This window comes from Martelella endophytica (assembly GCF_000960975.1).
Taxonomy (GTDB): Bacteria; Pseudomonadota; Alphaproteobacteria; order Rhizobiales; family Rhizobiaceae; genus Martelella; species Martelella endophytica.
In genome coordinates, this window is record NZ_CP010803.1 from 1,392,048 (window position 1) to 1,414,034 (window position 21,987).

At 55.5% G+C, this 21,987-nt stretch carries 15 protein-coding genes and 5 pseudogenes; 12 read left to right on the forward strand and 8 right to left on the reverse strand.

The features are described 5' to 3' along the window. Positions 1–105: 105 nt before the first annotated feature. A pseudogene (locus tag TM49_RS06370) lies at positions 106–960 on the forward strand (IS256 family transposase); the annotation flags it as partial. A 188-nt stretch (positions 961–1,148) separates the two neighbouring features. Then, positions 1,149–1,593, forward strand: a pseudogene (locus tag TM49_RS23785) (transposase). A gap of 154 nt (positions 1,594–1,747) precedes the next feature. Here the strand turns inward: TM49_RS23785 and TM49_RS06380 are convergent. After that, a complete protein-coding gene (locus tag TM49_RS06380) occupies positions 1,748–2,632 on the reverse strand; it encodes a sulfotransferase family protein (protein WP_018064946.1) in 885 nt (294 codons plus the stop codon). A 30-nt stretch (positions 2,633–2,662) separates the two neighbouring features. Between TM49_RS06380 and TM49_RS24040 the strand changes: the two genes are divergently transcribed. From TM49_RS24040 to TM49_RS23350, 5 genes and pseudogenes are all read left to right on the forward strand, one after another. Continuing rightward, the gene (locus TM49_RS24040; protein WP_144409489.1) at positions 2,663–2,911 is read left to right on the forward strand and encodes a hypothetical protein; all 249 of its coding nucleotides are present in this window, start codon (positions 2,663–2,665) and stop codon (positions 2,909–2,911) included. 327 nt (positions 2,912–3,238) lie between these two features. Then, positions 3,239–4,921: a glycosyltransferase family protein gene (locus TM49_RS23340; RefSeq protein WP_144409490.1), complete on the forward strand. Its 1,683-nt coding sequence runs from the start codon at positions 3,239–3,241 to the stop codon at positions 4,919–4,921. Between the two features lie 3 nt (positions 4,922–4,924). Beyond that, positions 4,925–5,872 carry a glycosyltransferase family 2 protein gene (locus TM49_RS06390; RefSeq protein ID WP_045680020.1) on the forward strand — a complete coding sequence of 316 codons (948 nt, stop codon included), beginning with the start codon at positions 4,925–4,927 and terminating at the stop codon, positions 5,870–5,872. A gap of 8 nt (positions 5,873–5,880) precedes the next feature. Next, positions 5,881–6,255, forward strand: coding sequence for a GtrA family protein (locus TM49_RS24045; RefSeq protein ID WP_158498612.1), 375 nt, complete (start codon positions 5,881–5,883; stop codon positions 6,253–6,255). A 194-nt stretch (positions 6,256–6,449) separates the two neighbouring features. Then, positions 6,450–6,911: pseudogene (locus TM49_RS23350) on the forward strand (transposase); the annotation flags it as partial. 57 nt (positions 6,912–6,968) lie between these two features. On the opposite strand, the pseudogene istB reads toward TM49_RS23350, so the two are convergent. Then, a pseudogene (istB, locus tag TM49_RS06405) lies at positions 6,969–7,850 on the reverse strand (IS21-like element ISRel3 family helper ATPase IstB). Beyond that, positions 7,847–9,106: an IS21 family transposase gene (istA, locus tag TM49_RS06410; RefSeq protein ID WP_045684868.1), complete on the reverse strand. Its 1,260-nt coding sequence runs from the start codon at positions 9,104–9,106 to the stop codon at positions 7,847–7,849. Before istA ends, istB begins: the two are co-directional and overlap by 4 nt. A gap of 140 nt (positions 9,107–9,246) precedes the next feature. Between istA and TM49_RS22945 the strand changes: the two are divergent. Next, positions 9,247–9,450: pseudogene (locus TM49_RS22945) on the forward strand (integrase core domain-containing protein); the annotation flags it as partial. Positions 9,451–9,544: 94 nt separating this feature from the next. On the opposite strand, the gene TM49_RS23355 reads toward TM49_RS22945, so the two are convergent. The 5 genes from TM49_RS23355 to TM49_RS06440 form a co-directional block, all read right to left on the reverse strand. After that, entirely contained in the window at positions 9,545–9,682 is a 138-nt protein-coding gene (locus tag TM49_RS23355) for a hypothetical protein (protein ID WP_201777034.1), read from the reverse strand. An 80-nt stretch (positions 9,683–9,762) separates the two neighbouring features. Then, on the reverse strand, positions 9,763–13,080 hold the full coding sequence (locus TM49_RS22950; protein ID WP_144409492.1) for a glycosyltransferase: 3,318 nt from the start codon (positions 13,078–13,080) through the stop codon (positions 9,763–9,765). 830 nt (positions 13,081–13,910) lie between these two features. Next, positions 13,911–14,510 carry a GNAT family N-acetyltransferase gene (locus TM49_RS06430; RefSeq protein WP_045680024.1) on the reverse strand — a complete coding sequence of 200 codons (600 nt, stop codon included), beginning with the start codon at positions 14,508–14,510 and terminating at the stop codon, positions 13,911–13,913. A 4-nt stretch (positions 14,511–14,514) separates the two neighbouring features. Continuing rightward, on the reverse strand, positions 14,515–15,675 hold the full coding sequence (locus TM49_RS06435; protein ID WP_045680026.1) for a Gfo/Idh/MocA family protein: 1,161 nt from the start codon (positions 15,673–15,675) through the stop codon (positions 14,515–14,517). An 82-nt stretch (positions 15,676–15,757) separates the two neighbouring features. Beyond that, complete coding sequence (locus TM49_RS06440) at positions 15,758–16,981, reverse strand: ROK family transcriptional regulator (protein WP_045680028.1); 1,224 nt, start codon at positions 16,979–16,981, stop codon at positions 15,758–15,760. A 169-nt stretch (positions 16,982–17,150) separates the two neighbouring features. On the opposite strand from TM49_RS06440, the gene TM49_RS06445 reads away from it, so the two are divergent. The 4 genes from TM49_RS06445 to TM49_RS06460 are packed head-to-tail and all read left to right on the forward strand — an operon-like array spanning position 17,151 to position 21,964. After that, entirely contained in the window at positions 17,151–18,101 is a 951-nt protein-coding gene (locus tag TM49_RS06445; RefSeq protein ID WP_045680030.1) for an extracellular solute-binding protein, read from the forward strand. After that, positions 18,098–20,110: an ABC transporter permease gene (locus TM49_RS06450; protein WP_045680033.1), complete on the forward strand. Its 2,013-nt coding sequence runs from the start codon at positions 18,098–18,100 to the stop codon at positions 20,108–20,110. Before TM49_RS06445 ends, TM49_RS06450 begins: the two co-directional genes overlap by 4 nt. After that, positions 20,103–21,164 (forward strand): ABC transporter ATP-binding protein, encoded by a 1,062-nt coding sequence (locus tag TM49_RS06455; protein WP_045680036.1) that lies wholly within the window; start codon positions 20,103–20,105, stop codon positions 21,162–21,164. The genes TM49_RS06450 and TM49_RS06455 overlap by 8 nt, the downstream gene beginning before the upstream one ends. Beyond that, entirely contained in the window at positions 21,161–21,964 is an 804-nt protein-coding gene (locus tag TM49_RS06460; RefSeq protein ID WP_045680038.1) for an inositol monophosphatase family protein, read from the forward strand. The genes TM49_RS06455 and TM49_RS06460 overlap by 4 nt, the downstream gene beginning before the upstream one ends. Positions 21,965–21,987 lie beyond the last annotated feature (23 nt).

The following is a 21,987-nucleotide window of genomic DNA, read 5'->3' on the forward strand; positions in this document are numbered from 1 at the left end:
GCCTCCGAGATAAACCGGAGGCTGTTGTAACCCCTGTGCCAGAAGGGGTCCCTTTTGGAAGCCGATCACCCCTCTAACGGGGTCCTTATTCCACGCCTAATCACAGACGACAAGGTGAAGGCCTTCCTCGATCGGCCCATCGAGGGCGAGTGGCCCTATTTGTGGATCGATGCCACCTATCTGAAGGTTCGGCGCGGTGGCCGCATTGTCTCCGTCGCCGTCATCATCGCCGTCGGCGTCAACACCGACGGCCGGCGTGAAGTGCTCGGCATGGAGATCGGCACGTCCGAGGCCGAGGCGATCTGGACCGAGTTTCTTCGAAAGCTGACCAGGCGAGGCTTCAGCGGCGTCAAGCTCGTCGTCTCCGATGGCCATGAGGGCATCAAGGCCGCAGTATCGAAGGTGCTTTCCGCGACCTGGCAGCGCTGCAGGGTGCACTTCATGCGCAATGCGCTCGCCCATGCCGGGAAAAGCGGACGCCGTGTCGTCTCAGCCTTCATCGCCACGGCCTTTGCCCAGGACACGCCGGAGGCGGCGAGCGCCCAGTGGCGCAATGTCGCCGACCAGATCAGGCCGAAGGTCCCGAAGCTTGCCAATCTCATGGACAGCGCCGAGCAAGACGTACTCGCCTACATGACCTTTCCCAAGCAGCATTGGGCGAAACTTCACTCGACCAACCCGATCGAACGATTGAACGGCGAGATCAAGCGGCGGACAGAGGTCGTCGGCATCTTCCCCAACGACGACGCCATCGTGCGCCTCGTCGGTGCGCTCCTGCTCGAACAGAATGATGAATGGGCCGTTCAGCGATCTCGCTCTATGACCCTTGAGACAATCGCCAAGATGAGCGAGATCCGCTCATCAGCCTGCCAGCAGCAAGCTGACACTCATCCGCCCCTCTGGGATGAGCCGTGGCCGTCTAAGATACACCACGTCTCGGGACACGATCCTCCGCGATAAACGCCATCTTCTACCTGCTGCAATCGGGTTGCCAATGGGCTTTGCTGCCGCACGACTTTCCGCCGAAAAGCACGGTCCATCACTATTTCAAAAGGTTCTGCCGGGACTGGACATGGCGACGTATTCATGACGCGCTCTATTGCCGGACCCGGCGGTTGGAGGGGCGCGAGGAACAGCCGTCGTTTGCCATCATTGACAGCCAGTCGGTGAAGTCTGGCCCGGATGTACACCGCGATGTCGGCTATGATGCAGGCAAGAAGGTCAAGGGCCGCAAACGGCACATTCTGGTCGACACGCTCGGCATGCATTCAGGATCGCGACGGAGCAGCGCTCGTGTTCAACAAAATCGCCGATCGTTTTCCTTTCATTGAAAAAATCTGCGGTGACGGCGGCTATCAAGACCAAAGGGTCGAAGAGGCAAGCCCGAGACCGATGGAGATCGTCAAGCGCAATCAAGCAGGCTTTCAGGTTCTGCCGAAGCGCTGGATTGTCGAACGAACATTGGCGTGGCTCGGGATAAACCGCCGTTTGGCAAAGGATTTCGAGCGGTTCTCAGCAACAAGCCTCGCCTTCATTCAGACCGCTATGATCAAGCTCATGACAAAGCGGCTCGCTCGATATCCGCTTTCTTGAACAGACTCTGAGAGTCGGACTCGAAAAGCTCTCAATAGTGGGCTTGATTTTGCAGAGTACAAGAGGATGCACACCAGTGTTCCCGACGATCATGGTTTCCGCCATTTGCCAGCCTCGTGTATCAAAAGCTGTTTGCAAGCCAAGTTGGAGCCTTTTATTTACCTGCGTATTCCATTAACCGCTCATTGAAAATGGCTCTCAAGTCATCAAGTTTTTCTTGGGCCGCCAACCCACTTTTCTGGTCTGTGACTAGAAAAAGCGATTCATGGACCGCCATGGCAATATCAAACAACTCTCCGGAGGGAGCGGCGCCGTCACCTGCATGATGGCGTAATTTGCGATCGAGAAATGCGTCCACCTTTTCCGATCGCTCCTGCGTCTTAGAAAGAACGATATCGAGACTTCCGCTTATATCACTGACGGTTCTGCGCCAGTCGGAGAGCAAATTGTCGTAGGAAACAAAAGCCCGGCGACGACGTCGCGTTGCTTTTTCGGCGTCTAATTGATTTCTGATATAATACATAAGACCTTGCTCCAGCGAAGAGCCGTCTCTGGCTCTTAGTGACCCGGCAATTTCAGCCGGATTTCTAGAAATGAAGCAGAACACCGGGTCGGCATCCAGCTTTTGGAATATGATATCCCATAGGTCGAGCATACGGCACATGCGCGGCTCCTTGAGTACGCAGAGCGCGGCGTCGCCGTAATTCTGCTGGAAGGCGCACGCAATTCGCTGCGTGTAATCCTCGACCTGACTCGCGTCTAGCCTCTCGAAAGGGAAGGGACGACAGTCACTCCATTCGCTGTCAACAGCTTCTAGGATTTCATCGTGGAGATTAGCCAGATCCTGAGGCTCAAAATACCCCTTCTCATTTGCCATGTTTGCTGACATCAGGTTCTTGGGAAGCGTGCATCCGAGAATGCCCAATGTCCCGGTAAGGGCCGAAGTGCCGCTGCGCGCTCCGATAACAGTCACCACCGTACGTCGAGTGGTGCGCTTGTAGCGGAAGAATCTACCGATGTCTTTGAACTTGCTGATCATGCTCTATCATTTCCTCAGTGTCTGTCTTGAATGTCGCTGAACCGCTCCGAGTTTGCCGGCGACACCATGCTGATGCAAGCGAACACACGACGAGTCGATCACCTGAATATCGCCGCCGAAGGCCGAACAAATCGCCTTGGCGATCTCAGTCACCAGCCTGCCGCCAGTGGACAAAGTGATTATAACAGAGGGTGTACAGGTCAGACCCATTTCGGTTTGGCGACAGAACTGGATCACAAATCTCTGAAACTGCTCAACTCTTTTCGAGCTGCGCGCTGAGGGACTTCTCGCCGGGCAACAAAACGCCGATCGAAGTGCGGCGAGAAACGGGAATTTTCGATGCCGGCGCCACTCAAACACTTGCCTAGGAATACCAACCGAACTATCAGTCACCCGCGAACTCTCGATTTAAGTGTGTGACGCATGCGTGCAGACCAACAGACAATGCGTTTTTACTGGCGTTGATTTGACGGAGAGTGCTGCGTGTTCCGTAGGCGGCGCATGGAGATGATATGCCAAAGACAAGTCGTTGCGGCTTCTGACATATGGCTATGCTCGCTTCCGACAAGTGTCTGATCTGTACGGTCGATATATTGGGGATCTCGAATGCATTCATTGGGTAGCGATCACACCAAATTTGCTTCAAAATATCTGAACACCACGATTTGCTTTATAATAGTTCAGTTTTTTTTCTGGGTTGGCCATTTGCATGACGCCGCCCTGCCTGGATTGTATATGGATGCTGTCAATCCAGATTACTTAGCCGGCAAAACCTTGAACCCAGAGTTGAGAAACGCAACTTGGTTCCCTCCCACGGAAATTTTTCCACTTTTAGGGAACCTCTATCATGGGGTCCAGAATTACTATGTAGGTTTGCCGGTTTTCGAACTTCTTGGTTTTAACATGCTATCCCTAAGGGTTTCCCAAGGGGTATTTGCTTCAGGTATACTTATATTATATCAGATTATAATTATGAAGGCGACGGGATCGAGGTCGGTTTCTTTAGTCGGTTCTTTGTGCTTGGCAATTGATATGGCTTTTCTCGCCTCATTCCGAACACAGATGTATATTGTTATATCAGGCGTATTCTGGTTGTTTATGTCTCTCTATTTTATATTCAAGATGGACTCCTATAGAATTTCGAAGAACAATCCGAATTCAGGCATAACTCGAGGGTTATTGAGGTCTGATTGGATAATTCCAGGAGTATTCTCAGGCTTATCTATATACAGCTATTTTGTGTTCTCTTTTTTTGTTCCGGCATTGCTTATTATAGTTTATCTGAGCGCAAGGAACATCGCATGCGTGTTCCGGTTTTGTGCCGGCCTTTGTATAGGGGTGCTGCCTTATGTTGTGGGATACATCTCTTTGGCAGCTGCGTTAGGGGGGGTGACGCCCGCCTTGGATTGGCTCAAGAATGCGCTCGGCGGCCTAGACCCCATGTCTGACCATCAAGGCCTGTGGCAGAGATTGGAATACTCTTGGTCTCTAGTTTATCTAGCCTTAAGTAATTATGGAAATAATATTCTTATTTTTGGTTCTGCAGATAAGCCTATTTTTGCTTGTGCGAAAATATATACTATGGCTATCTCATTTATTATCCTGTTTTTGTATTTCATTTTTGACGTTATAAAACGAAAACGCGGAAACGACTATGATATAAGAATGTATTCTTCTGTAGTTCTTCTTCCGATATCCTTCATTGTAATTTCATCCGTTTTTGGATCTCGTCTATGGGCTCATCATTTTTCGGCGCTTATTCCTTTATGTTATCTGATTTTATTTTTAGCTATATCGAGGGTTTTGCACGGGGGACTTGGTGGGGGTAAGGTGTGGCGTGTGTCGTTTTCCGTGGCTCTGTGCCTCCTCTTTTTGATCGGCAACACTTTGCAACAGCGCGCGTTCTTTCTAAAGCTGGAGGAGACCGGCGGGGTCGGGAAGTTCTCAGACGCGATTAACCGAATGGCAGATAATGCTATGAGCCTGCCCGAGCAGGTTGTGCACGTGTTCCCGGAATGGGGCTTTATGATGCCTTTCGCTTTCTTGACTGGGAATCGGCGTTTGTATGAGACGGATTTGTCGGTAGAGATTCTGGGGCGCCTGGCGAGGGAGGGGAAAATCGTCAGGATCTATTATTGGGATGCTGCTGATACCGGAAAATACAAGAAAATCGTGGCTGAATCCGGATTTAAGGTTACAACTGATGGGCAGTATATGCAGCGTGATCACAATGTCGCGTTTAATTGGATGGAGGCCGCCTCAAGTGATCAGAGTGGCAAAGATTGGTGACGCATGCAATTCGAGAAAGATATGACTGAAGATAAAACCATCGCTATCCTTGTGCCATGCTACAATGAGGAGGTTACCATCAGCAAGGTGGTTTCCGATTTCAGGGCGGCTCTGCCGGAGGCGACGATCTTTGTTTATGACAATAATTCCACAGATCGCTCGCGTGAGTTTGCAGCGGAGGCCGGTGCTGTGGTTCGCCTGGAGCGGCGTCAGGGTAAGGGCAATGTCATGCGGCGGATGTTCGCTGACATCGAGGCGGATGTCTATGTCCTGGTCGATGGCGACGATACCTATGACGCAGCCTCTGCGCCGAAGTTGGTTGACGTTCTGTGCGCAGAGGGGCTCGATATGGTCAATGGTCGTCGTGACGGTGGATCGATGGAGGCCTATCGACGTGGTCACCGTTTTGGCAACAGGTTGTTGACCGGGCTTGTCTCGACGATATTCGGGAACGAGTTCAGCGATATGCTTTCCGGGTATCGGGTCTTCTCCCGTCGTTTCGTGAAGAGCTTTCCGGCGCTAGCGACCGGCTTTGAAATCGAGACTGAGCTCACCGTCCATGCCCTGGAACTGCGGATGCCAACTGCCGAGATCGGGACGCCTTACAAGGAAAGGCCGGAGGGATCGACCAGCAAGCTGCGTACGTTCAGTGATGGCTTCAGGATCTTGAGGACGATAATGCTGCTTGTGCGCGACGAGCGCCCATTTCAGTTTTTCTCCGGCGTCGCCCTGCTGCTCCTTCTATTTTCGCTTGCCATCATGATACCGGTATTCCTGACCTATTTCCAAACTGGTCTAGTACCACGCCTGCCGACGGTTCTGATGGCCACCGCCTGTAGTATTCTCGGGGCACTTTCTTTTTTCTGCGGGCTGATTTTGGATACGGTGACGTTGAGCAGGCGTGAGGCCAAGCGTATGTGTTATCTTTCGATTCCGAGCCCCTCCGCCTAGACATGAGTATGTTTGGGAGGTTTGCGATTGTCGGCGTGATTGCGTTCTGTGTTGACTGGGCGATCATCACAGTATTGCTGCATATTGGGATTTTATTTCCGTTGGCACGGGCTGGGAGTTATTTCTGTGCGGCGAGTGCTGCATGGATTTTAAATAGAAAATGGACATTTGAGAACAAAAATAATAGCATTATTCGGCAATGGGGAGCTTACTTAATAGCGAATTTATCGGGCGGCATGGTGAATTACATTGTGTCGATCTTTATATCCTACATGATTTCTGAAAGAAGTGAGTTCTCGACGCTGTTATCGCTTGTGTGCGGTACACTTTGCGGAATGCTTATTAATTTTACACTCTCTAAAAGATATGTCTTTAAGAGCTGAGAGTCTTCTCTGATTGGGGTCGTTGTGGTCAAGGTGAACTGATGCGCTGGATGCCCCCACCCAGCGGCATCGGGTATACCAAGACGTGTGTGGATGCCCCTGTTTGGCAAGCTTGCTCTGCCCCATGAAAACTGGATCGTTTGCTGTTGGAGTGTTCCGCGGTATTTTCCTGGCTGGGAGAAGGAGTGGAAGCGATGAAGGCATCGAAGTTTTCGGACGCCCAGAAGGCGTTTATTCTGAAGCAGGGGGATGACGGTGTGCCTGTGGCGGAGATCTGCCGCAAGGCCGGGATCAGCCAGGCGACCTATTTCAACTGGAAGAAAAAATACGCAGGTCTGCTGCCTGACGAGATGCGCCGGCTGAAGGCTTTGGAAGATGAGAATGCGAAACTGAAGCGGATCGTGGCGGACCTGACGCTGGACCGCGAGATGCTTCAGGATGTCATCCGCCGAAAGCTCTGAGGCCTGCCCGAACGCGCAAGCTATCGCGGTGAGGATGTGGTGCAAACCCTTGAGCGGATCTGCCAGAAAGGCGGCTACCCGAAGACGATACGGGTGGATAATGGCAGCGAATTTATCTCCCGTGACCTCGATCTCTGGGCCTATGTGAACAAGGTTACGCTAGACTTCTCGCGGCCTGGCAAACCGACCGACAACGGCTGTCAATGCCGCGTGAAATTTCCCCAGAAGTGCCGAAGTAAAAATTACCCCACGTTATGCCGCTGTCGACGACATGGCTTGAGGATTTTTCGGGGGTTCGGGCCTCGCGGCTTTTGAGGTGGTGTGAATGCGGGCGGCGCGATCAGCGCTTTCGAGCGGACATGTTCCGGCATGAGTTCAGCGTGCTGCCGCAGCCGGTAGCTGGAGCCTTCGATCTGTATGACGACGGCATGATGGAGGCAATCTGTCGAGCAGTGCCGTTGCGACGACGGGATCGCCGAAGACATCGCCCCATTCTGCAAAGCCGCGGTTTGACGTCAGGATCATGGCGCCGCGTTCATAGCGGGCGTTGACAAGCTGGAAGAACAGATTGCCGCCGCCCTGGACGACCGGCAGATAGCCGATCTCGTCGACGATGAGCAGGCTCGGCCTGCAGAAGAAGCGAATGCGCTCCTGCAGCCTGCCTTCCCGTTCAGATTTGGCAAGCGAAGCGATCAGGTCTGCGAGTGTGGTAAAGTAAACGCTCTTTCCGGCCTTCACGGCTTCGACGCCGAGCGCTGTGGCGAGATGGCTCTTGCCCGTTCCCGGAGGGCCGAGGAAATGCACCGCTTCGTGACGGTCGACGAAGCCGAGCTGGGCCAGGGTCAGAATGCGATCGCGGTCGAGTGAAGGCTGGAATGTGAAATCGAAGCCGGCGAGCGTCTTGATGGTTGCAAGTCTGCCCATGCGCAGAGCCGTCTTGATGCGGCTGTTCTCGCGCAGCGTCAGTTCCTCCGACAAGAGGATATCGATGGCCTCAAGTGCCGACAGCTCGCCGTGTTCGAGGCGACGCACGACATGGTCGAGCGCTTCCAGTGCGCGCGGCATCTTCAGTCCGACGAGATCATGACGGATACGGTCGATCATCGACGGAACAGGATCGAGGGTCGCGCTCATGGCCGGTTCTCCTGTGCCAGCACCTTGCCAACGGCATCATAGAAGGCGAGCGACCGCTGGAGCACGATGTCGCCGGCGGGTTTGACAATATGGGATTCCTGCCGTGCCCCCGGCCGGAGTTGCGGGTGAATGGATCGCCGATGATCCGGATGAACCCGGCGCTGCTTACGGCCCTCCAAGACGGGATGAGCTGCGATCAGGGTGCCGTTCTCGAAGATCCGGACCTCGTCGGCGAACGAATGGACCTCAACCGTCCGACTGCGCGTGGCATCAGGGACGCTATAGGCATTGCCACCAACGCTGACCATGCCTTCCCGCGACACGCGGCGCTCAAGCTTGAGAACGGATTTGAACGGTGCCAGCGGTAACGGCCGCAGGTGCGGCCGCTCTTCGGCAAAGGCTTCGTTGACGACGCGAAGGGTCGTGGCATGCTTTCTCGGATTGGCAACAGTGTCCAGCCAGTGCCGCAACTGGGCATTCAGGTCATCGAGATTGCGAAACGAGCGGGCCAGGAAGAAGTCCTCTCGGATATAACGGAACGGCCGCTCGACCTTGCCCTTCGTCTTGGCACGATAAGGTTTGCATGCCTTGGGATGGAAACCGTAGTGGCGTGCCAGATCGATGAGCGCACGATTGTAGATGATGCCCTCCGTCTGCCCTTCGCCGATAACGGCAGTCTTCATCCGATCATAAAGCACCTCCCTTGGAGCGCCGCCAAGGGCTTCGAACGCAGCGATATGGCAGCGCAGGACGGTCGGCAGGTTCTGATGCATGACGAAGCGCGCCCAGATGAGGCGGCTATGCCCCAGCACCATCGAGAACAGCCACACAATCCTCGGCGTCATTGGTTCGTCGGTGAATATGACATGAAATTGGGCGAAATCGACCTGGGCCTGCTCGCCGGGCGGCGTCTCAAAGCGCACTTCGAAACCCTGGCTGGCCGGAGGCCGCGCATCGCGAAGAAAATCCGTCACGGCGGTGTAGCCGCCCTTATAGCCTCGCTCGCGCAGTTCTCGAAATAACCGGCTCCCGGTCAGGCCGGGGTAGGCCTTCACGCGCTCCCGCAGATAAGAAGCAAACGGATCGATCACCGTTGCCCGAGGCTTTCTGGGGCCATAGGCTGGAGCCTCAAGGCCGCGCTCTATGTATTTGCGCACCGTCTTGCGGTCGATGCCCGTTTCTCTGGAAATGGCCGACACCGTCAGCCCCTGTTGATGCAGATCCAGTATCATAATTGTCTCCCTCAGCTTGATCACCAAAATCCCCCTTCCGACCATCGGAAGAAGTATCGGCGATGACGCGCCGCCGGTCTTCCGGGGCTCGCCCCGGAAGACCGGCGGCAGCAGCGCATGGGGAAGATTCAAACGGCACTATTGGGGAGTATTGCTCCGGCGATGACAACGGCTTCATCGAAGCCTTTAACAGCAAGCTGCGTTCGGAATGCCTGAACGCGAACTGGTTCATGACCCTTGCGGATGCGCGCGAAAAGTTGGAGGATTGGCGTAGACACTACAATGAGGATCGCCCTCATTCAGCGATCGGATACAATGTCCCGATCGCGTTGCACAATCCCGGTGGCGCCGCCAGCCCGCCATCGTGATCAGAGCCGGAAAAATCTAACATCCGGCGGTCCAATAAATGGGCGCACTGCAAAAAAACCAAGACTCTCCGGAAAAATGGAGGGAAGTCGGGTCTCAGGTCACCAGAAGCGTGGTCAACCGGTTCCGAGACAGTGCCCGATTATAAAGAACCGTCTCGTCAGATCCGACCGCACAAACCTGAAAGCTGCCTTTTGCCAAATCGATTGCCAGAATGCTGATCTTCGATGTCATTGATGCGCCCTCCGCTCGGTGAATATAGAACCGTCTTGGTATACCCGATGCCGCTGGGGTGGGGCATCCACCGCATCAGTTCAATTCTGACACATTTCTTTCATGCTTTGCGAAAGTAACTTTCGAACGGCCGAGGTGGAGTACCATTCCTTCATAAAGTTCAAGCCGTTTGAGGCACGCTCTGCAGCAGAATTTCTGTCACAGTAGACCGAGGATATAGCCTCGGCGAATTCCGAAGGCGTGTCAGCAATGAGCGTCATCGCCTGCGGATTTAGTATCCCCTGCACGCCAACAGAAGTTGTCACAACAGGAATGCATTTCGCAAGAGCCTCAATTACCTTGCCTTTGACACCTCCTCCATAACGGAGAGGTACAACTGAAAGATCCGCAATTTGATAAAGCTTTTCCAGCTCGGCATCGCTCACCCAGCCTCGTACGTCAATATCAGCGCCCGCAAGCATATGAATTGAATCCGGTGCGTTAGAGCCAACGATCGTCAGGTGGAATTTGACGCCTGATTGGCGAAGAATCGGCAAAACCTCCCGCGCTAACCAAAGCGCCCCATCTATATTAGGTGTGTGGGTAAATCCGCCGACAAACAGCAACTTAATTTCATCTGCTGAATCCAAAGAACGTTCTCTATTCCCCCATTTTGCGAGGTCTTCGTCTTCATAAACATACACTGGTATTTGTACAGCGTGAACGTGCGGAGCCGTCTGCCTTACATACTCAACTTCTTTGTCACCAGGGTAAAAAACGACGTCACAATTCTTGAATACAGACTCCTCCAGTGTTTTCATCTTCTTAATTTTGGGCAGCATCGAGCTGTCCTTGGTTACTTCATGCTCGAGCTCCATGCGCATGAAATGAAGATCGTGACCATAATAAAGCTTTTTTATATGCTTATACTTTCCAATTGGTTCAAGGTAATTAACGGAAATATGAGGCCGACTTAGAAAAGCATACTTTATTTTCTCTGCTCTTTCCGCAAGAAATTCTTCAAATTTGTTGTTATATAAATTTCCATAGATGACTTCAATTCCAAGCTCCTGCAATTCTTCAGTGTAGATCCGGTCGTAGAAGAGGTTATCAGGCCAGAAAGAAACTTGAAATCCGCTCTCTTTCATGAGTTTCATATACATGAACATCGAACGTGACCCGGCGTCACGATCTCTTTGAGGAACATAATGATCAATAATCAGGACATGGGGCTTTTCAGCACTTCGGTCACGTGCCTCAAACACATTACTGCCATTTGGGAAGTGCTCCGTTTCTAGCTTGCTTCTCCAACGGTTGAAGAGCTTCTCCTGGTTGATCACCTGATAGGCTTTCACGCCGGAGCTTGTATCTCGTCCATGAGATTGCCCCTCATGATGAAAAACTTCTGAAAATGGCTGATAGACGACTCGGAGGCCGCGCTCTCTGATGCGGAATGCAATATCAGCATCTTCACAATATGCGGGCGAAAAAAGTTCATCGAATCCACCAAGCTCCTCCCAAAGGTTGGTTGGGATAGCGATGGATGCACCTGATATGTAGTCTACATCTCTAAGGTAATTAAATTCAGGAAGAGCAGGGTTTTGGTTTCGTCCAAAATTCCATGCGGATCCATCCCTCCAGAAAATACCACCAGCCTCCTGAAGTGTACCATCGCCATTCAGCAATTTAGAACCCACCAGGCCGACCGACGGGTCCGCTTTCAATACGCGCTCAAGGGCGTCAAGCCAGTTCGGCAAAACCAAAGTATCGTTATTCAGGAAAACGACAAAGCGACCCGCGGCTTGAGAGGCTGTCGCATTACAGTTTCGAACAAAACCAAGGTTCTTTTCGTGTTTAACGACGCGTACAACGCTGCCGATTCGCGAAAGTACTTCCGAAGTGCCGTCTGTCGATCGATCATCCCCAACTAGTATCTCATAGCAGCGATCCGCTTGCGTCGCCAAAATCGAAACAATGCAAGTTAATGTCAGATGTAGATTGTTATAGACAGGAATAACAATAGATGCTTCTGGTCGGCCAAGCGACAATGCAGCGGCCAGATCACGGGCTTCATCCAAAAGAGCGGCACAGTCAGAACTTTGACCGAAGCCATCGCGGTTATCTGAATAGCGATCCACGACTTCAAAGAGATTTCTATAAAGCGGCATATGCTCGGGGCCGTATCGACCACTTACGTAGCTGATTGCTGTGCCATCACCCGTCAACAAAACAGGATCATGCTCAGGTCCAATGCCCTTGAACGTATAAAAGCGATCATTTCGATATTTACGGCGCTTTTCTCTCTTAAACGGATGACGCCAAGCAGCGGCGCAGCGAATATTAAACCTCTCTATGCGGCCAGCAATGGAATGACGCTTTAACTCCTTCATCTCGTGGGTGATTTTCAGATGCTGCTTTCTGACATTATCCAGCTCCATTTTACTCTTTTCACGCTCCGCTTGCAGCTCACGTTTCAATTCTTTTATATGTGATTTGTATTCAGATTCTTTGGTTCTAAATTCTTCTGTTTTAGATTCAATTTCTGAATCTTTGGCTCTCAAATCTTCGACTTGCAATTTATTCTGACGTTGCATCTCTTTCAATTCATTAATTTTATGAGCGAAGTTTGATCGAAGTCGAGGCAACTCGACAAAAATATCGTCTAATGATCCTATTTCAAAGTAAAAACTATCGAAACCACTCGGTAGCTCCTCGTTAGATGCGATTGCTATCCAATAAATAACTTGGCTTAAGCCTCTATTTTCTTCAAAAGTATTCTCATGGCGTCGATCAAAGCTGACTGCTTCTTCAGGAGCTTCGTTTCCATCGTGTATGACAACTGATCCCACAGACGGTCGCTGTCCAAAAAGCTTCACATTAGCGAAACGACGCGCAAGAAGGTCAACAAATTCTTCTTTCGTTAATTCTCGAACATGATGCGGGTTTGGCTTCCGCCCTGGAGGGGAATATATGTCCCTGTTCGGAGAACTCATCAGCAAGAACCCGCCTGGCCGCAACACACGCCGGATTTCGCTCACGAACAAATCCTGTTCGTAAAAATGCTCTACAGTCTCGAAGGAGACGACACAATCGACGGATTGATCTGGAAGGGGTATCGCCTGCGCTCGACCGTGTTTAAAGCGCAAATTATCCGCGACATAAGACTGCTGCGCGTGCTCAACAGAAGCGATATCTACCTCGACACCAACTACAGATTTCGCAGACTGCGCTATAAATGCACTACCATACCCTTCGCCTGCGGCGATATCAAGAACATCAAGCCCACGGCACATTTTCCTTGCGATAAAATATCGGTGAAAATGTTCTATTTCTACCTGACCCTGCACTCCTGTAGTCAGGCGCTCGCCGGTCCATTCCAAAGTAGATTTAGGTTCAGGTTTTTGAAACAGCTCACCCACAGACGATACTCCGATATCATTGTCATAACTATTTAGAACGAAAGTTATATTGCATGTATTTCTAATTTATAAATCTCTTATTTTTAGCGGCGTAATCAGAAACACTAGACATAAATAGTCGCATCATATTCCCTTATTTTTCGGCCCCGAAAAATTTCTTCACGGCAACTCTTCCTACCTATATACAGCCTACTCTCTTTGAGAGGCAATGGTATTCCCGTTCTGAACGGTTTGAACCGCACCGGCAGAAGCTGAGGCAGACTTCTACGCAGCACTGGAAACTGAAATCAACAAAGCAATAGCTCTGCAGAGCCAACCCGAAATCAGCCATCAGTGCGTGAAAACAATGATGCGCAGGACGGGCGCGAGTGAACGGACTAAACGCTGGTTCGCCAGCACCAACACTGTACACCGACCAAAGGGATACGCCGCCGATCGGCACGATAAGCGTCTGAAACGTTTAAAGAGTGCGGGCTACCGTGCCGCGTCGAATAGCACCGAAGACACTGGAGTTGATAATCACAGTACCGTGCCATTTCGAGGGCTGGGCAAATGGATAAAGCGGTGGGACATTCATGTCTGAAAGCGCTGAAGCTTGCTGACAGAACGCCGAGTCCCACTACTCTTTAAGTAGCTGTTTTAATAGGAAATATCCACTCCGCGTCTGGGCACCACTTAACTCTCTTGTTTTCCCTAGTCTTTTTAGTCTGTTTTCAGCCCGAAGGCTCGCGGCGGCTGTAGAGGTCGTTTCTGTCAGGTTTCCGTCTACCTCGTTCCAGTCTTTGATCAGAAGACTGTAGCTGGTCGCCGCAGGCCAGGTTCCCCCGGCTTCACGGCAGGCGCCGGGCCATGATGATTGATGGCAGGCGAGCAATCTCCGTGAAGCCGAGCTTGCGGTAGAAGTCTGTTACCGGCTCGTTGAGGTGGTTCACGCCGAGGTGGACGCCTTTGGCTCCCGATTGCGCAAGCAGGGCGAGCAGCTGCTGCAGCAGCAGCGAGCCATTGCCGCCACCTTGTGCCGCAGGAAGCAGGTTGATGTGCAGATGCGCGGGGTAGGGCTCCGTTATCTCCGCTGGAATGGTCTCGGGTCGCCGCGCATAATCGAAGACGTAGCGATCATCAGCTGTCTCCGGCTCGCGGCTCGCCAGAGACCGGCGCACATCCGGCCACCAGTCCTGCTCCAGCCTGCGAGCGAATGCCGGCGTATCCGGCGTTCCCACGGCATACCCCATCGCCTTGTCGTTCCTTGCCAGGACCAGGGCATGCTGGGGTTCCAGTGTGAAATAGGGAAGGGCCCAGAGCAGGGCGGGGTATTCGGGCCGGCTGAAGCAGTGGCGGCCATCCTTGCCCTTGTCTGCGGTCCTGACGCAGATGTCGATGATGGCATCCCGGTCTTCGGGACGCGCCGGCCTGATGCTGAAATCGCTCATGCCGTCAATGTCCGGACGGCGTCATGCGCAGCGCCTCATCGAAGCCGTTCCATATCTCGGCAAGCTCGATGGTTTTGCGTGTGCGTCGAGCCTCGTCGATCTTGATGGCGGTCAGGCCGGCCTCCAGAGCGTCCAGGATACCCACCGGAAGCGGCTCTCCCTCCCGCAGGTTGCGGGTGATGTCGAACGCCATCTGATCGTCGGCACCATAGTGATCGTCCTCGACGCCGGCGTAGCGTTTTTCCACCAGCTTCTCGCCTGACGCGGCATCATGGACCGCGAAGTTGTTCCTGACGAAGTCGCCTTCCGCCATACCCTTCGCGCCGATGACACAGAAGCGGCGAAACTGGTTGGGCACATTGAGATTGGCGTGGAAGGCCATCGTGGCGCCGGTTTCATATTCGATGAGCGCTGTCTGGTAGTCGATGATGTCAGCATCGCTGTCGAACACGTGCTCGGTGGAATTCCAGCCGCTTGGCTTGCGGTAATACTGCTCCCGCTCGACATTCGACATCACCGCGGGGGCATTGTCCGGGACGAACGACTTGCGCCCGCCAAAGCTCGATACCGCGCTCGCCCGCGCGCCCACGACGCTGGCGTAAAGATCAATGTCATGGCAGCATTTTTCCAGGATGTATGGGCCCGCATATTGCTGATAGCGGCGCCAGTCGCGCATAAAGAAGGCACCGTGATAGGGAGCGATATGCTCGGAGGCCTCGATCGAGACCACATTGCCGATCTGTCCCTGCGCCTGGGCGTTGCGCAGGTCGCGGTAGAGATCCGAATAGCGCAGAACCAGGCCGACCAGTACCCGGTCGATACCGAACTCGCCAAGCAGCCTTGCCATTTCGAGCGTCTGCTGCTCATCGATCACCACCGGCTTTTCGGTGAAGACCTTCACGCCGTGTTGCAGGCCGCTTCTGATGTGGTCGAGGTGAAGCGCGTTCGGCGAGCCCACCGTCAGCAGATCGGGTTTCACCTGCTTCAGCATTCCGTCGACGCTCTCGAAGCGCGGACCGACTTTGAGGCCATCCTGTTCGACCTGCTCGAGCCCCGCGGGCACCGGGTCCACAAGGCCGACGATCGTCAGATCGTCATTCGCCTTGTGGAAGGACTTCAATACATTGGCCATCCTGTAGCCAAGGCCGGCAACCGCAACTCTCATGGAAAAAACCTTCGTACTCTCGAATTTGCTTGGAAATTGAAACGGGCCAGCGCCGGCAATCCTGTCGCCCGAGGCCTGCGCTCTAGCCCGCAACCCTGTCAAAACGGGTCTCTGGATCGACCGCATCCTTTCGTCCGCGCATCAGCGACAGGCGGCGGAAATCCGGGCTTCCGTGAGCGATGATCGGCAGCATTGCGGCACCCACCGCGGAAGCACTCGCACCAAGCCCTGCAAGCCTCAGGCGCGCGCCCTCGCGGTTCTTTCGCGCGGCGACGGAAGCGAGCAGCGGGTAGGCCCGGTCGACAAGGGATGACAACAAAACGGCAGGGAAGCTGCCACCGACGAATATCGCTTCGGGATCGAACATGTTCTCGATCATCGCGGCCAGCAGACGAAGCCGCGCGCTGCTCAGCTCCAGCCATCGCATAAGCCCGCTATCGCGACCATGATAAAGGCGCTCGAGCGTGCCTGGCTCTTCCAGCGTCGAGGCGTCGCAGCCGACCATGGCGGCGACCTCGTCCAGGGAGAACGGCGTGGCATTGCCGGTCTCCGCCGGCTTGAGGGCCTCGGGCCAGCTCAGCAGGCCGATCTCACCCGCGTTGTTGAAGGCGCCCTGAAAAGGCAGTCCGTCGATGATGATCCCCGCGCCGAGACCATGCCCTATGAAGACATAGACGAAATGGGAAAGTTCTCCGGCTTCTCCGGCCTGCAGCTCGGCGATGGCGGCCGCCGTCGCGTCATTTTCGACGATCACCGGCAGCGCACAGGCCGCCTCAAGCGCGTCAGCGACATCGACATGGCTCCATTCCTGCCATCCCGGTGAGCCGACATATTGCTCATAATCCTCTTCCTGCAGCGTCGGCATGGCGATGCCGATGCCCCAGGCGGGATTGTCGCCACTTTCGGCGATCAGTCGGGATACCAGTTGAGCCATACCGGCAACGCTCGCATTCGGATCGCGCCAGTTAAGCCGTGTGGAGCTGCGCGTGATTTCGCGTGCGGTCAGGTCGCAGGCAACGCCGAGCAGCAGGTCCCGATCGAGATGCAGGCCTATCGAGCACCCGGCAGCGCCGTTGATCGCAAGAATTTTCTGGGGCGCACCGCGGCTGCCGTCGGGTCGGCTCTCCTCGCGAAGGAGGCCTCGGTCCTGAAGTTCGCGGGTGATGTTGGATATCGTCTGGGGTTGCAGGCCGGTGAGCGCGACAAGCTCGCTGCGGCTCGTTTCGCCCTTCGTGCGAACGAGGTCGAAAACGAGGCGGCGATTATACCGGCCTGAATAGGCATGATTATTCCCCGTGGCTGACAAGGCTGCCCCCCATTTATTCCATCTAATTTAATATATAAGGGTTGAAGATTCATGTCCAGTGCTCGGATAATGACACAAGGGCGAAAAATGCAGCAAAAATGGCGGTTGCCAACCAGATATTTTTGCCATTTAATAGATTTTATCAGCATCCAACAATGGGGAACAATGAATGATCAAACATCTTGCAGCAGTTGCGATGGGCGCGGTGATGCTCACCGCTGCAACGGCGTCGGCCGCCGATCTCGTCGTCTACACCTCTCACGGAGAAACCACTTCCGGCCCGATCCTCGACGCCTTCAAGACGGCGCATCCCGACATCAACGTCACCATCGTCCGTGGCGGTACCGGTGAAGTGGTCGAGCGCCTGCGCGCCGAGGCCGGCAATCCGACGGCTGACATTCTCTGGGGCGGTCCGACCCAGACCTTCGAGGAAAACGCATCGCTTTTCCAGCCGTATGAAAGCGCCTCGGACGCCGATATGGTGACCCTTGATCCCAACCACATCTGGCATCCTTATACCGTCTTGCTGCAGCCGATCATCGTCAGCACAAAGCGCGTCTCCGCAGACGACATGCCGGCGACCCAGGCGGATCTGGTCTCTGCAAAGTGGAAGGATCTCGGCGGGCTGATCATCCCCGATCCGGCCAAGTCGGGCACCGGCTACACGATCCTATCAGCGCTGGCCGGTGAAAATGGCTGGGATTTTATCGGTGATCTCGCCACGGATGCCCGCATCGCCCCCGGCTCCGACGATGCCTTCAACGCCGTTCGCGACGGCGAGGCCGCGGTGGGCTGGATCAACGAAGACCTTGGCGCCAAATGGAAGGCCGAGGGCCTGCCGATCGAGGTGATCTATCCGGAAGATGCCGTCACCGGCCAGGTCGACGCTCAGGCCATCGTCGCCGGCGCACCGCATCTCGATGAAGCCAAGGCGTTCATCGATTTCCTCGGCTCCGAGCAGTCGCACGAGATCGTCCGCGATGCCACCATCCGCCGATCCGCCCGCGTCGATGTGACGCCGCCGGACGTTCTGCCCGATCTCGGCACCCTGAACATCGTGTCGCCCGTTGACCCACGTCCGGTCGTGGTTGCGCGCTTCCAGGAAGCCCTGAATAAATGAGGGTCCTGCGCGATAATTGGCTGGTTTTCACGATTGTCGCGCTGCTCCTCTGCGTAGCGACGATCCTGTTGCCCCAGCTTCGCCTGCTCAGCGCGTCCGTCATCGGAGATGGCGGACGCTTTTCGGTGGTCCACCGCAATGCCGGCCTTGAACCCGTTCCGGAAATGTCGGAGCAGTTCCAGACGGATGTCGTGGATCCGGGCAAAGCTCTGAGCTTCGGCAAGGCTGGAAAAACCGATCTCGAGGTGAGCGTCGCCGGCCCGCTTTCGGTGCGGCTGAGCGCACCTCAGCCGATCGAGCCATCGGTCGATGAGGGTGGCAAGCTCTCCCTGCAAACCGGCAAAGAGAAACTGGTTGTCAGCCAGCAGGCTCCGCGCGGGCTGTTCAACAAGACGGCGCCCGCCCCTCTGACGGCGGAAACGACGTCCGACGGAAGCGTTATCCTCCACCATGCCGCCAATGCCTACATCACCTTCGATGACACCGGCCGCCGGCTGACGCTGTCCAACTATGTCGCCTTCTTCACCGGCAACGAGACGGTCAAGGCAACGATCAACTCGCTCTTCATCTCGATCACGGCGACCGCACTCGCAGCCCTGATCGGCGTGACGCTGGCTTACGTTCTCGCGCGTTTCGAGGTTCCCGCAACCAACGAAATCGTATTCTTCGCGACCATGGCATCTGTCTCGCCGCCCTTCCTTGGCGCCTATTCCTGGCGCCTGCTGCTCGGGCGCAACGGCGTCATCACCAATGCACTGGGTGTCGATTTCTCGATTGTCGGCATCCACGGCGTCATCTGGGTGATTGCATGGCTCGTGTTTCCGGTCATCTTTCTCCTGAGCTACAGCGCCTTCAGGGGGCTTGATGCCTCCCATGTCGAGGCCGCCGAGAGCCTGGGTGCCAATCCGGCAAAGGCGAGGTTTTCCATCGAAATCCCGCTCGCGATGCCCGGCATCATCACCGGGCTTTATCTCGCGACGATGGCGGCACTGTCAGACTTCGGAACGCCGCGGATCATCGGCCTCGATATCAGCGTCCTGCCGGTGCTGATCTACACCTCCTTCCTTAGCGAAGCCGGGCGCAATCCAGCTCTCGCTGCGACCGGCTCCGTCGTTCTGGTCGCGATCTCCAGCCTGTTCCTGATGGCGCAGCAGATCTATCTGGCAAAACGCGGCTTTTCGGTGGTTTCGTCGCGCGCTCTGGGGCGCAGGCCGCTCAGCCGGACAGGCCAGATATGCGCATTGGGATTTGTGGGCCTCGTCCTGTTTTTTGCCTTCGTTCCCCACATGACCGTGCTTGTCACGAGCTTCATGGAATGGCGCGTCGGCTTGCCGCGTTTCGCCTTCACGCTGTCCAACTACACCACCATGCTGGCGAGCGGCCTCGGCCCCGCCTGGGTCACGCTTTCGCTTGGCATCGCCGGTACCGCCGTCGCCTTCGCGGCAGGCCTCGGCATAGCCTTCGTTCTGGTGCGCAAGCGCTACCCGGTGATCGCGCCGGTGCTGAGCATCACCGTGATGATGCCCTATGTCATTCCGGGAACGGTTCTGGGTATCGGGTTGATCATGATGTTCAACAAGGCCCCGCTGCTGCTCACGGGCACATGGTTCATCTTGGCGCTCGCCTACGTGATCCGTAACCTGCCCTTCACGGTCAAGGCCTCCGAGGCGGCACTCAGACAGGTGCATCCGGCACTTGACGAGGCGGCGATCAGCCTCGGCGCAAAGCCGCTGCGCGTATTCGTCACGATTACCGCACCACTGATGCTGGCGGGTGCCGTGACCGGAGCCACGCTGACATTCCTGCACATCGTCACCGAACTGTCTTCGACGATCGTGCTCTATCGTCCGCCGTGGAAGCCGATGACCGCCGTGATTTTCGAGAACACGCTTGTTGATGCCGACTTCGGGGTATCAGCCGCCCAGACAATCCTGCTCATGATGATCATTTACATACCGCTTTACCTGGTCGTCCGTTACGGCCAGTCCAGAAGGATCGAACATGCCTGAGACCCCGACACAATCCGACCAGCATCACGGCTGTGAGGTGAAAATCGACGCGGTGTCGAAGGCCTATGGTCACGTGCCCGTCCTGCGCGACGTCAACATGACAGTTGAGCCCGGTGAGTTTTTCACGCTGCTCGGCCCATCCGGATGCGGCAAGACCACGCTTCTGCGGGCGATCGCCGGCTTTCATCCGATCAATAGCGGCCGCATCACCTTTGATGGCGCGGATGTCTCGCGCCTTGCTCCCTGGGACCGCAATATCGGCTTTGTCTTCCAGAACTACGCACTCTGGCCGAACAAGACCATTTTCGACAACGTCGCCTACGGTCTGAAGCTCAGGAAGATTTCCAGGTCCGAGGTTGCCCGGCGGGTCCAGAACGCGTTGCAGCAGGTGCAGCTCAAGGACGTCGAAAACCGCTATCCCTCCGAAATGAGCGGCGGCATGCAGCAGCGCATTGCCATGGCCCGCGCGCTGGTCATCGACCCACCGCTGCTGCTTCTCGACGAGCCGATGTCCAACCTCGACGCACGGCTCAGAGTGTCGCTTCGTCAGGAACTGCGCGAGCTGCAGAAGCGTATCGGCGTGACGGCGATCTATGTCACCCACGATCAGGAGGAGGCCCTTGAACTCTCCGACCGGATCGCGGTGATGAACGGCGGCGTTGTCGAGCAGCTGTCGCGCCCCGAAGACATCTACGCCCGGCCGCAGACCCGTTTCGTCGCAGAATTCGTCGGCGATGCGAACTTCCTCGAAGGGCATGTGGAAGACGGCAGCTTCCGGCTCGCGGATGGCCGCTTGCTGTCGGTCAAGGACGCTGGCGAGCCGGGACCTGCCACACTGTTCATCCGCCCGGAGCGGGTGCGCCTGACGGAAGCCGGGCAAGGCCAGCTCGACGCGACGGTTTCGGATATCCGTTATGTCGGACGCTCATGGGTTCACAAGCTGACGCTTGCCGAAGACCTCCATGTCTGGGCCGATGCACACACGAGGCTGGACAGGGGCGCAACATTCGGCCTCGACTTCGAAGCCGCGTCTCTTCTGCGAGCCGGATCATGACGGAACTGGTTAGCGAGCCCGATGCGCTGCTGCGCCTCGCCGAAAAGGCAGCGCGGACCGGCGGCGATGCGTTGATGGAGCGCTTCCGCGCTCTTGCTGCTGGCGCCGTGAGCAAGAAGGGGCAGGCTGACTATGTCTCCGAAGCGGATACGGCAGCCGAGGCCGCAATTGCGGCTGTGCTTGGCGAAGATCCGAATAGCTTCGGCTTCCTCGGAGAGGAAACCGGGTTCAGCGCCGGCGCCCGACCGGAGATGTGGGTCGTCGATCCGCTCGACGGTACGAGCAATTTCGTCTGGGGCATCCCCTATTTCGCAGTCAGCATTGCGCTCTGCGATGCCGAAGGTGAAATTCTCGGCGTGGTTTACGATCCCGTTCGCAACGACATGCATTCGGCAATCCGCGGCAAGGGCGCATGGCTGAACGGCGAGCCGGTTTCGAAGCTTGCGCCGAAGTCACCATCCGAAGCGATGATCTCGGTGTCCATGCCCGTGCCGGGCCAGCTCAGAGCCATCAGCCGTGGTCGCTTTCTGGAAGGGCTTCAGGCGTGTCTCGATGGCACTGCCGGCATCCGTCGTCTCGGTTCCGCCGCTCTGGACCTCGCCTATGTCGGATGCGGACGCCTTGATGGCTATTTCGAGGATGGCCTCAGCTATTACGACCTGGCGGCGGGCAAACTGTTTGCCCTTGAAGCCGGTGCACAGGTGACCGACGAAACCGGAGCCCCCGCCCGCGAAGGAGCCGTCTTCGCAGGCGAGGCCGGCATGCACGCCTGGCTGACGCGAACGTTCCTTCAGGAATAAGCCTGCAATAAAATCGTCCGCTA